This window comes from Streptomyces sp. IMTB 2501 (assembly GCF_001953885.1).
Taxonomy (GTDB): domain Bacteria; phylum Actinomycetota; class Actinomycetes; order Streptomycetales; family Streptomycetaceae; genus Streptomyces.
In genome coordinates this window covers 425,993-435,947 of record NZ_MQUS01000003.1, presented here as the reverse complement: position 1 = coordinate 435,947, position 9,955 = coordinate 425,993, and the positions used below count along the sequence as shown (strand labels likewise).

The window sequence follows — 9,955 nt, the reverse complement described above, 5'->3', positions numbered from 1 at the left end:
CCGCACAGCCGTCCCCCGATCGGTGGCCAGGCTGAAGAAGCTCACTGATCCTTGATCTTCCACGGCATGACGACGCCGGACTTCGAGAGGCAGATCCCGACCAGCACGCCCACGCTGACCAGCCCGATCACGGTCAGTGTGATGTTGCGGCGGCGCACCCGGGGATCGAGGGCCCGCTGGGCCGCGTCGGTGACCTTGCGTTTGGTCCAGCGGAGCACGAGCTGGGCCCAGACGAACTCGGTCGCCCAGATCGCCATGCCCCCGAAGATCACCACCCGGCCGGGTCCCGGCAGCGGCAACATGATGATCCCGGCCACGACGACCGCGAGGCCGACCGCGAAGACGCCGACCTGCCAGCTCGGATGCAGCGGCCGGCGTGCCTTGATGAATTCCGGCGCCCGGGAGCCGAGCCCAGCACTGTCCTCGGCCCCGGCCTCCCGCGGGTCCGCCTTCGCCTGGTCCGCCGCCACGGCGATCTCACCCGACTCGTCACTCCCCGTATTCATACAGACAAACCCTGCCGGAGTGAATCCAGTCACCGGAATGGTCGTAGATCCCGTACGAGTTCTCCGCCGGAAGAGTTACGTAAAGACACGCAAAACCCTCAGAGGGGTTTACAACGGCATCGTAGGTGGCATGTCGATTTCGCCGACGTGCGAATCCCCGAGCGCACACTGAGCGAAAGGCCCTGGCGCTTATGAACACCACGGTCAGCTGCGAGCTGCACCTGCGCCTCGTTGTGTCGAGCGAGTCCTCCCTGCCTGTCCCCGCAGGCCTGCGGTACGACACGGCCGACCCCTACGCCGTGCACGCCACCTTCCACACCGGAGCCGAGGAGACCGTCGAGTGGGTGTTCGCCCGCGACCTCCTCGCCGAGGGGCTTCACCGGCCCACCGGCACCGGCGACGTCCGTGTCTGGCCGTCGCGCAGTCATGGTCAGGGCGTCGTGTGTATCGCCCTCAGCTCTCCGGAGGGGGAAGCCCTCCTTGAGGCCCCGGCGCGGGCCCTGGAGTCCTTCCTGAAGCGAACAGACGCCGCCGTGCCGCCCGGCACGGAACATCGCCACTTCGATCTTGATCAGGAGCTCTCGCACATCCTGGCGGAAAGCTAGGTCGCGCCCATCGAAAGCAGCCCGGCGCCGTCCACTCGGGGAGACGGCTCGGGCCAGGACAACCGCATACGGCACAGCCGGGCGCCGTCACCGTGAACGTCTCACGGGACGGCGCCGAGCTGTGCGCGCCCGACTCCGCACTGCCGGCATGCTCCGTGCGCTGGCGCGGCGCGGGAACCGCCATGGGCCTCGCGGCGTTGTACGGGCAGTCGAGGTCGGGCACGGCACGGTGCGGTGGGCGGGGTTGTCGCTACCATCGGCCAGCATCGGCGGGCGTCGGCCCGACCCTCAGGCCAGGGAGCGAAACGTGCTGATCACCCATGACACCCGGTGCGCCCTCGAAGCCGTGGTGGATCTGGTGAACACCGCACCGGAGGACGACGCTGCGGCCGACGGACTGCCCGATGTCCCGGCTCTCGCGGATTTCGTACGAAACCACGAGATCAGCGATGTCGGTGTGCTGTCGGACTTCGACCTCTCGGCGGTGCGCAGGATCCGCGGGCGTTTCGCGGCGATCTTCGCCGCCCCGGACGCCCGCAGCGCCGCAGGGCTGATCAACGAGCTGGTCGCCGCGGCGGGCACCACCCCCCGCCTGACGGACCACGACGGGTACGACTGGCATGTGCACTACTTCGCACCCGGCGCCTCGGTGGCCGACCATCTCGCCGCCGACTGCGGGATGGCACTGGCCTTCTTCGTGGTCGCCGGGGAGGAGGAGCGGCTGCGACGCTGCGAGGCACCGGACTGCCGGCGCGCCTTCGTCGACCTCTCCCGCAACCGCTCGCGCCGCTACTGCGACAGCCGCACCTGCGGCAACCGCCTCCACGTGGCCGCCTACCGTGCCCGCCGCAAGGAAGCCACAGGCTGCTGACCGCCCGAGGCGGTCTGCAGCCGGCACCGGCACGGACTGACCGAACGACGCGACTGCCGACCGGTATGAGCTCACCGGTCAAGCGACGGCTGGCCTCGCGGCATCTGACCGGCCGCGCAGCCATCACGCACCTGACTGATCGCCGGCGCGCCCAGCGCAGTTCTGACTGACCGCAGCCGCGCCCATCACACTTCCGACTGACCGCTGGCGCGCCGATCACCGCACCGGCTGACCCCACACGCCGATCACGTGGCGGACTGGTCGGCCTGCGGGCCCGACCGCGCGGCGACCCTCCGTGGGGAGCGGTGACCGGCGAGGAGCCTGTCGCCCGACGGGGCTGGTCGCTCGGCGCCGAGATTCCGGGGTTCGCCGACGGGGCTCAAAGGGTTCGAGTGGGCCCGGGCGACGTCGGTCCCGGCGGGTGGCGCCGGGACGGACGTGTACGGCTCACAGCAACAGCAGGTCGTGCAGCGCAGCCATGAGGAGCAGACACCCGATCACCGCAAGGAAGATCATCAGCGGTGGCTGGGATAGGGCGAAGAGGCACCCGCGCGGCTCGTCCTTCGGCGGCGCGGCCTCGCTCTCTGTGTCCAGCATCTCGCGGAGATCATGACGCAGGTGAGGCCCTGTCCGCGATCAACACACCCGCGATATGCGGGAGTTGCCGTATATCGCGCCGTCTCGCCCGACTTGCTTCGGGTTGTGAACAGTTCCGGACGAGCGCACGACGCTCTGTGTCGTTTCAGTCCGACGGGTCCGGTGAGGTCGGTCCACCGTCGCGGGCGCGAGCCGCCGTCATATGCCGTGCTTCTTGAGGATCGCCTCGATGTCGCTGAAGTCCTCGGTCGAGCCGGTGGCGCGCGGGGCGGCAGACCCGGTCGCGGGCCGGTTGCCCGCACCGAGGGAGGGTGCGGAGGCCCCCGGAGCCACGGCCTCGGTCTGGCCGCCGCGGGCCGCTCTGCGCTCGGCGCGGGTGCCACCGCGCCGGCGTTCGACCGCCCGGGTGCCCGCGAACAGGAGCCAGGCCGCGCCCAGCAACCCGAAGCCCGCCCAGGCGGTGGGGCTGAAGGCGGTGTCGGCGAGCCAGCCGACGACCCCGGTCATCACCAGGCCGACCGGCACCAGCGAGTAGGCCGCGATGCGGGTCGCCGCGAGGAAACGCTTGCGGTAGGCCGTGACCACCGCGATGCCCAGGCCCGCCGCGGACACGGCGGAGCAGACGGTCTCGGCAATCATCCGGTCCTCCAGGCGGGCTCGGTCGGGTGGAAGGCGGAACTCGGCGGACGCGGCACACCGGCACGGCACAGCGCCTCCGTCCCCTCCATCCTGCACCGCCTCGTACCTGCGATGCCACGCCCCCGCAGGACATCAGGGACATCTCCGGGTCGTCTCCTACTGGAGTGCCGGTGCGGTGCCGTACCTCCCCCGCGCATGCCCACCGCCCCGGGCACGGCCGCCGTACCGAGCCGAGCCGAGGCGCCGTACCGTCTCGATTGGGTCGCCCGCGTCCGGCCTGGAAGACTGGGTGGCATGAGCGACTCCTCCCCCGCGCGCACCGACGCCCTCGTTCTCGACGTCTGGTGCGAACTGCAGTGCCCCGACTGCCGCACCGCCCTGGACGACGTCCGCGCCCTGCGCGCCCGCTACGGCGACCGGCTGGAGCTGCGGCTGCGGCACTTCCCGTTGGAGAAGCACAAGCACGCCTTCGCCGCCGCGCAGGCCGCCGAGGAGGCGCTGGAGCAGGGCAAGGGCTGGCCGTACGTGGAGGCCGTGCTGCAGCGGGTCGAGGAGCTGGACCGCAAGGGGGAACCCTTCCTGGTCGAGGTGGCCGGTGAACTCGGCCTGGACGCCGAGGAGTTCGACACCGCGCTGATCGACGGCCGGCACATCCTGATCGTGGACGCCGACCAGGCCGAGGGCAAGGCGATCGGCGTGACCGGCACCCCGACGTACGTCATCGGCGGCGAACGCCTCGACGGCGGCAAGAGCCAGGAGGGGCTGCGCGAGCGCATCGAGGAGATCGCCGACCGGCTGCTGGGCGGCCAGGGAGCCTGAGCCCCACAGCAGGCTCCCTGGGGCCCCTTCTCTGCGGCTCGACATACCGCGGGGGCCTACGGCAAGGACCTAGAGCAGGGGCTTGGAGAGGGAGCGTTCCGTCGTCTCGTAGCCGAGTGACTCGTACAGCCGCTCGGCCGCGGTGTTGCCCGCGTGGACGTTGAGGCCGAGGACCGGCCGGCCGGCCTCGATGGCCTGGCGCTCCGCGAGCAGCATGAGCGTGCGCCCGTGGCCCCGGCCGCGGTGAGCGGCGTCGGTCTCGACGTCGAACACGAACGCCCTGGTGTCCTGCAGGGCCACCCACAGCGTGCCGACCCGGTCCCCTTCGTGCTCCAGGACGCTGAAGAGCATGCCGTCGGTCGCGAGCCCGTGCGGCAGCAGTTGTGCGTGGTCGCTGTGGGCCTTGGCGAGGGCCACGGCCTCGGGGACACCGCGTTCGATCCACATGCGCGCGTAGTCCTCGCGCGCGTGCTCCTCCCAGGCGTCGAACTCGGCTCCGCTCATGGGCCGTGCGCTGCTGCCCGCCGGCAGCTCGGGCGGGGTGGTACCGAGGCGCTTCTGCATGCGGCGGCTGCGCAACGTGTAGCCGAGGGCACCGAACAGCCGCAGGGCGACGTCCGCCGAGGCGGGGACGGACGTCTCGATCTGCGTACAGCCCCAGCCCCGAGCAACCTCCTCGGCGGCGAGCGCGGCCACCGTGCCCCGGCCGCGCCGCCGGTCGGGCTCGGCTATCCGCAGGTCGCCGACGCATGCCACCGAGTCTCCGAAGGACGGCGAGGTGCCGAGGTGGATCTCGCCGACCGGACGGCTGTTCACGCATACCTGGTAGCGGCGGGAACGGGTGCCGTCGGGGTTCCGCTGGAGCGGCTCTAGCGGCCGCAGGGTCGTGGTCATCAATGGTGTTCTACCCATGGCTGACCGCCGAGTCAGCCCGTTTTCCAGGGCCACGGCCACCGGAGGGCTCAGGCCCGGCTCAGGGATCCAGGTCCTCCCCGGACCGCTCGTCGAAGATCCGCATCGCCTTGGCCGTGGCCGGGCCGGGGGCGCCGGGCAGCTCGCGGTCGTCGACACGGCGCACGGCCTGGACGTCGCGGAGGGTCGAGGTGAGGAAGATCTCGTCGGCGCGGCTCAGGACGTCCAGCGGCAGGTCGGTCTCCTTGGCGCCCGTCCACTCGACGGCCAGCGCGCGGGTGATGCCGGGGAGACAGCCGGAGGCCACGGGCGGGGTGTGGATCTCGCCGTCCAGGACGACGAAAACGTTCGACCCGGTGCCCTCGCAGAGCTGTCCGACCGTGTTGCCGAACAGCGCCTCGGACGCCCCGTGTTCATGGGCGCGGGCCAGGGCGACGACGTTCTCGGCGTACGAGGTGGTCTTCAGGCCGGTGAGGGCGCCGCGCTCGTTGCGGGTCCACGGGACGGTGATCACGGCGGTGGTGTCGGGACGGCGGGTGGTCGCGCCGACGGCGACGACGAGGGTCGGGCCGTGCTCGCCGCGGTCGGAGCCGAGCGGGCCGTGGCCGCCGGTGTAGGTGATCCGGAGCCGGCCGAGGGGCATCGGGTTCGCCTCCAGGACCGCCGCGCAGGCCTCGCGGACCTCGGCGTGGTCGGGGTCGGGCAGGCCGAGGCCACGGGCCGAACGGGTCAGCCGGTCCAGGTGCCGGGTGAGGGCGAAGGGCCTGCCGTCGACGGCCTTCACCGTCTCGAAGATGCCGTCGCCGACGGTGAGCCCGTGGTCGAAGACGGAGACTCGGGCGGACTCCAGGTCCCGCAGCCCGCCGTCCAGCCAGATCCTCATGCGAACACCCCTCCACTCGCCTCGTACGCCCCCGACGCTATCGCGAGCAGCCGGGAAGCCTTCAGTTCGGTCTCGCGCCACTCCCCCTCGGGGTCCGACCCCCAGGTGATGCCGGCGCCGGTGCCGAAGCGCAGGACGCCCTCGGCCCGGTCGATCCAGAAGGTCCGGATGCCGACGGCCAGCTCACCGGCGCCCCGGTCGGCGTCGACCCAGCCGATGCCGCCGCAGTAGGGCCCGCGCGGTGCGGTCTCCAGGGACTCGATGATCCGCAGGGCGCTGGACTTCGGCGCGCCGGTGACCGAGCCGGGCGGGAAGGCGGCCGCGAGCAGCTCCGGCCAGCCCGCCCCGTCCCCGAGCTCGCCGCGGACCGTGGAGACCAGATGGACCAGGCCCGGGTGCTTCTCCACGGCGCACAGGTCGGGGACGGTCACGCTGCCGGTCGTACTGACACGCCCGAGGTCGTTGCGGACCAGATCCACGATCATCACGTTCTCGGCGTAGTCCTTCTCCAGGAGGTCCGCCTCGGTGCGTCCGGTGCCCTTGATCGGCCCCGAGTCCACGACCCGGCCGTCCCGGCGCAGGAACAGCTCGGGCGAGGCGGTGGCGATCTCCACGCCGTGCTGCGGCAGCCGGATCGTTCCGGCGTACGGCGCCGGGTTGCCGCGGGCCAGCAGCGCGGTCAGGGCGTCCACGTCGGCGTCCGGGGCGACCGGCGCGCTGAGCACCCGGCAGAGGTTGGCCTGGTAGACCTCGCCGGCCGCGATGTACGCGCGGATGCGGCGCACGGCCGCCGTGTACGCGGCCCGGTCCAGGGAGGAGGTCCACTCCCCCGCCGCCGGGCCGCGCCAGTCGCCCGGTACCGGCATGGGCACGGGCTCCTCGCGTACGTCCGCGAAGCGGGCGCAGGTCAGCCGTCCCTCGAAGTCCGCGCAGACGGCCCAGAAGCCCGTGGAGTCCAGGGCGGCGGGGTCGCTGGTGACGTCGAGGAGACCGGTGGCGACGCGGTCACCGAAGCGGGCCAGAGGAGGGAGGAGAGGAGGCTGGTGGAGCACGTGGTCGAGTCTAGGCGGGTGGCCGAAAGGTGGCGTCGGGGTGACCCCGAGGGTGCCCTGACCACGTCGTCCGCCGGGCGCGGCGCAGCACGCTGCGCAAACGTGTTTTTGTGCTGGCCCGGGAATCCGCTAGAGTTCAACACGTCGCCGGGACGCGGAAGCGGACCGAAACGACAAGCGGACGTAGCTCAGTTGGTAGAGCGCAACCTTGCCAAGGTTGAGGTCGCGAGTTCGAGCCTCGTCGTCCGCTCGAAGGAAGAAGGGGTCATCCCGATCCCCTACACTCCTGGTGGAGTGGCCGAGAGGCGAGGCAACGGCCTGCAAAGCCGTCTACACGGGTTCAAATCCCGTCTCCACCTCCAAGGACGATTAGCTCAGCGGGAGAGCGCTTCCCTGACACGGAAGAGGTCACTGGTTCAATCCCAGTATCGTCCACTGGATCTTCTCGCAAGATCCACGGGGCTTCTCGAAGGTCCCCACCCGCGCGATTAGCTCAGCGGGAGAGCGCTTCCCTGACACGGAAGAGGTCACTGGTTCAATCCCAGTATCGCGCACTGACTGTGACCCCAGGGTCACGGTCTGCGGACGATTAGCTCAGCGGGAGAGCGCTTCCCTGACACGGAAGAGGTCACTGGTTCAATCCCAGTATCGTCCACACAGCAAAGAGCCCCCGGCCGTCTCGTACGGCCGGGGGCTTCTTCGTGTGCCCAGCCTGCTCAGCTGGAGAAGAGCATGTGGGCCCAGCTCTCGTGGCCGTGGTGACCGTGATGGCCGTAGTGCCCGTGGCCGCCGTGGTGACCGCCGTGCGGGGCGCCCCAGGCGGGCGCGGGCGGGGCCGGGTACGGCTGCGGGGCGACGGGCGGGGCCGGCGGGACGGGCTGGGACCACTGGGCCTCCAGCTGGGTCAGCGCCTCCAGCTCGCCGTAGTCGAGGAAGATGCCGCGACAGCCGCTGCACTGCTCGATCTGGACGCCGCTGCGGTTGTACTGTGCATCGGCGCGTGGCACTTCGGACACTGCATGCTCGGCTCAACCCCTCGCCGTTCGACACTGCTTCACGTTTGTCCAGGACAGACTCCGTCCACTCCCGGCCGGTTGCAGCCCAGCCCGTGTGTTCGGGCGCCAACCGGTGTGCAATCGGGGCCATTCGGGCACAGGCGTCGACGAGTCGCTGTTCCACCTCGTCCAGCGGGCGCCCGGCCGCGAGCGCCTTGGCCAGGGCGAGGGCGGCCGTCTGCACGGTCAGCGCGCGTGCCGGGACGTCCAGGGCGGGCCACGGGTCGCCGGCCGCGGGGACGGCCGGGCCGCCGGCCCGCTGGTACGCGCCGGGGAAACGGGTCCATTCGTCCGGCGGGAGGAGACCGCAGGCGTACCAGGCGGCGGGACGGGCGAGGTCCCAGGCCGGGACGCCGGTGCCCAGGTCGTCGACGTCGATCAGCCGCCAGGGGCCGTCCGGTGCGGGGTGGCGGACGAGCCGGCCGAGGTGCAGGTCGCCGTGGCAGAGGGCGGGCGTGCCGGGCATGGGGGCCTCCGCACGGGCTCATGCGGGCAGGACGGCCCAGGCCCGCAGGACGGGGCCGGCCGCCGCATGGGGCCCGGACCGCAGGGCCGTGTGCAGCCGGGCGAGGGCACGGGCGGCTTTGGCGGAGCCGCGCATCGGGGGCAGTCCGTCGAGCGGGGCCGTACGGTGCAGCCGGGCGAGGAGGGTGGCGGTGGCCTCCCAAGGGGCCGCGTCCGGGGCGGCGGGGTCGACGGGAGCCCCGTACGGCCAGAAGGTCACCGAGCGGTGGTGCACGGGGGTGGGTATCGGGGTGAGCGGGGACAGGAGGACGTCCGGGAGGCGAGTGGCGATGGCCAGGCGGAGAGTCAGCTCGGCGGGGTCCGTGCCGGGGGCGTGGGCCTTTGCGACGGTTTCGCCGGGCCGTACGACGGTGGCGTCGGGGCGGTCGGCCAGAGAGGTACTACCGCAGGCACGGTGGGCGTCACCGGTGCGGCCCGGATGGGCGGCGGTCCTGGCCTTTGCGGCCAGCGCGGGTATGAGGGCGGGAGCGTCCGCGGTCAACGATGCCTCGGGAAGATCGGCTGCGCACCTGAGCGTACGGTCGCCGGACGGGGGTGGGGTCACTTCCCGGCGCCGGCCGCGTGCCGCTTCCTGCGGGACGGGTGCCGCACCGGCGGCACGGTCCGCCCGCCGCTACGTGGGTCGCCCGCACCTGGAAGGACGTACCGCCCCCATGAACGGCGCATGCCGGCGCAGCTCCCCAGCTGCGCCGGCATTTGTGCCGTCCGCCGCACCCCCGTCCCCACGGGGTTTCCTGGATGGATGTCCCCACCCGGACCGCTCTTCCGGGTCTGGGGCGCCGCTCAGCGCCCCAGCATCGCACCCACGGACGACGCCTGTGTGGCCACCGTCTCCCAGCCGTCGAAGACGAGCAGGAGCAGGGCCGCCAGGGGAAGGGCCATGAGCGTCGCCACCAAGGGGTGGCGACGGCCCGTCCGGCGGGGTGCGAACGTCGTGCGTCGCGGTGCCGTGTAGGCCATGGTCCCTCTCCTGACCGTTTCGGTTGTCTTCGGCAGCGGCGGGTGTCTGACCTCGGGGGACGAGTGCTGCACCCGCCGCTTGACCTCAAATCTATGCGCGGGGCGGGCACCGGGCGTCATGCCCTCGTACCGATTGCCGGGCCTCCCGGAGGATGAGCCATGACCTGGGAAGTACTCCCCTGGGTGGAGACGCGGGTCCTGGTCTCGGGGTCTTCCCGGAGGGGTCGCCCGCCGTTCCGGTCATGTCCGAAGCATCCCGTGGAGCGACGGGAGTGACTTCGATCACTCCTGCCAGGGATGGGACGTACGCTGTGTCCGGTTCGTGATCCGTTCCGCGCCCGGGTCTCCTGGCGCCCCCGAGTGCCCGTGCGGCGGCTGTGCGACCCGGCGTCGCCTGCTGTCGGGTGACCTCAACGTCCTTGCCTCCAGGAATGGTTGACGGAACGTGAGGCCCAATGTCCCGGAAGGTACCGACTTCCTGACCGTGTTTCATGTCCCACCGGTGACCGGCACAATCCGTCCGGCCCGGAG

General features: G+C 71.7%; 11 protein-coding genes, 5 tRNA genes and 1 pseudogene. 8 read left to right on the top strand and 9 right to left on the bottom strand.

From position 1 onward, the window contains the following. Positions 1-41 precede the first annotated feature (41 nt). Positions 42-506: a TIGR02611 family protein gene (locus AV521_RS08470; RefSeq protein WP_076085779.1), complete on the bottom strand. Its 465-nt coding sequence runs from the start codon at positions 504-506 to the stop codon at positions 42-44. A gap of 191 nt (positions 507-697) precedes the next feature. Here AV521_RS08470 and AV521_RS08465 point away from each other — a divergent pair, with 191 nt between their 5' ends. Together AV521_RS08465 and AV521_RS08460 are read left to right on the top strand one after the other, a co-directional pair. Beyond that, complete coding sequence (locus tag AV521_RS08465; protein WP_004002642.1) at positions 698-1,111, top strand: SsgA family sporulation/cell division regulator; 414 nt, start codon at positions 698-700, stop codon at positions 1,109-1,111. Between the two features lie 307 nt (positions 1,112-1,418). Further along, positions 1,419-1,982 carry a CGNR zinc finger domain-containing protein gene (locus AV521_RS08460; protein ID WP_076085776.1) on the top strand — a complete coding sequence of 188 codons (564 nt, stop codon included), beginning with the start codon at positions 1,419-1,421 and terminating at the stop codon, positions 1,980-1,982. Positions 1,983-2,429: 447 nt separating this feature from the next. Here the strand turns inward: AV521_RS08460 and AV521_RS49170 are convergent, their stop codons facing one another. Further along, positions 2,430-2,579 (bottom strand): hypothetical protein, encoded by a 150-nt coding sequence (locus tag AV521_RS49170; RefSeq protein ID WP_023552049.1) that lies wholly within the window; start codon positions 2,577-2,579, stop codon positions 2,430-2,432. 198 nt (positions 2,580-2,777) lie between these two features. Continuing rightward, positions 2,778-3,218 carry a hypothetical protein gene (locus AV521_RS08455; protein ID WP_076085773.1) on the bottom strand — a complete coding sequence of 147 codons (441 nt, stop codon included), beginning with the start codon at positions 3,216-3,218 and terminating at the stop codon, positions 2,778-2,780. 294 nt (positions 3,219-3,512) lie between these two features. Between AV521_RS08455 and AV521_RS08450 the strand changes: the two genes are divergently transcribed. Further along, positions 3,513-4,037 carry a DsbA family protein gene (locus AV521_RS08450; protein ID WP_076085770.1) on the top strand — a complete coding sequence of 175 codons (525 nt, stop codon included), beginning with the start codon at positions 3,513-3,515 and terminating at the stop codon, positions 4,035-4,037. Positions 4,038-4,106: 69 nt separating this feature from the next. Here the strand turns inward: AV521_RS08450 and AV521_RS08445 are convergent, their stop codons facing one another. The 3 genes from AV521_RS08445 to AV521_RS08435 all read right to left on the bottom strand — a co-directional run bounded on the left by AV521_RS08445 (position 4,107) and on the right by AV521_RS08435 (position 6,884). Then, the gene (locus AV521_RS08445; RefSeq protein ID WP_076085767.1) at positions 4,107-4,931 is read right to left on the bottom strand and encodes an N-acetyltransferase; all 825 of its coding nucleotides are present in this window, start codon (positions 4,929-4,931) and stop codon (positions 4,107-4,109) included. Between the two features lie 79 nt (positions 4,932-5,010). Continuing rightward, entirely contained in the window at positions 5,011-5,832 is an 822-nt protein-coding gene (locus AV521_RS08440; protein WP_076085764.1) for an aminotransferase class IV, read from the bottom strand. Then, a complete protein-coding gene (locus AV521_RS08435; protein ID WP_076085761.1) occupies positions 5,829-6,884 on the bottom strand; it encodes a chorismate-binding protein in 1,056 nt (351 codons plus the stop codon). Before AV521_RS08435 ends, AV521_RS08440 begins: the two co-directional genes overlap by 4 nt. A gap of 177 nt (positions 6,885-7,061) precedes the next feature. Here AV521_RS08435 and AV521_RS08430 point away from each other — a divergent pair. The 5 genes from AV521_RS08430 to AV521_RS08410 all read left to right on the top strand — a co-directional run bounded on the left by AV521_RS08430 (position 7,062) and on the right by AV521_RS08410 (position 7,539). Then, positions 7,062-7,134, top strand: a tRNA-Gly gene (locus tag AV521_RS08430). Positions 7,135-7,172: 38 nt separating this feature from the next. Further along, positions 7,173-7,246: transfer RNA gene (locus AV521_RS08425), tRNA-Cys, on the top strand. A 1-nt stretch (position 7,247) separates the two neighbouring features. Then, positions 7,248-7,319 (top strand) — tRNA-Val (locus tag AV521_RS08420). A gap of 47 nt (positions 7,320-7,366) precedes the next feature. Beyond that, a tRNA-Val gene (locus AV521_RS08415) sits at positions 7,367-7,438 on the top strand. Between the two features lie 29 nt (positions 7,439-7,467). Continuing rightward, positions 7,468-7,539, top strand: a tRNA-Val gene (locus AV521_RS08410). 61 nt (positions 7,540-7,600) lie between these two features. On the opposite strand, the gene AV521_RS08405 is transcribed toward AV521_RS08410, so the two are convergent. From AV521_RS08405 to AV521_RS49165, 3 genes and pseudogenes are all read right to left on the bottom strand, one after another. Further along, complete coding sequence (locus AV521_RS08405) at positions 7,601-7,891, bottom strand: zf-TFIIB domain-containing protein (RefSeq protein WP_076085850.1); 291 nt, start codon at positions 7,889-7,891, stop codon at positions 7,601-7,603. A gap of 112 nt (positions 7,892-8,003) precedes the next feature. Beyond that, positions 8,004-8,945, bottom strand: a pseudogene (locus AV521_RS08400) (aminoglycoside phosphotransferase family protein); the annotation flags it as partial. 302 nt (positions 8,946-9,247) lie between these two features. Continuing rightward, complete coding sequence (locus AV521_RS49165; RefSeq protein ID WP_179022931.1) at positions 9,248-9,424, bottom strand: hypothetical protein; 177 nt, start codon at positions 9,422-9,424, stop codon at positions 9,248-9,250. Positions 9,425-9,955 lie beyond the last annotated feature (531 nt).

Coding starts and splice junctions, on each gene's coding strand:
- AV521_RS08465 (WP_004002642.1), top strand. CDS start 698: ATGAACACCACGGTCAGCTGCGAGCTGCACCTGCGCCTCGTTGTGTCG.
- AV521_RS49170 (WP_023552049.1), bottom strand. CDS start 2,579: ATGCTGGACACAGAGAGCGAGGCCGCGCCGCCGAAGGACGAGCCGCGC.
- AV521_RS08445 (WP_076085767.1), bottom strand. CDS start 4,931: ATGACCACGACCCTGCGGCCGCTAGAGCCGCTCCAGCGGAACCCCGAC.
- AV521_RS49165 (WP_179022931.1), bottom strand. CDS start 9,424: ATGGCCTACACGGCACCGCGACGCACGACGTTCGCACCCCGCCGGACG.
- AV521_RS08470 (WP_076085779.1), bottom strand. CDS start 506: ATGAATACGGGGAGTGACGAGTCGGGTGAGATCGCCGTGGCGGCGGAC.
- AV521_RS08455 (WP_076085773.1), bottom strand. CDS start 3,218: ATGATTGCCGAGACCGTCTGCTCCGCCGTGTCCGCGGCGGGCCTGGGC.
- AV521_RS08450 (WP_076085770.1), top strand. CDS start 3,513: ATGAGCGACTCCTCCCCCGCGCGCACCGACGCCCTCGTTCTCGACGTC.
- AV521_RS08440 (WP_076085764.1), bottom strand. CDS start 5,832: ATGAGGATCTGGCTGGACGGCGGGCTGCGGGACCTGGAGTCCGCCCGA.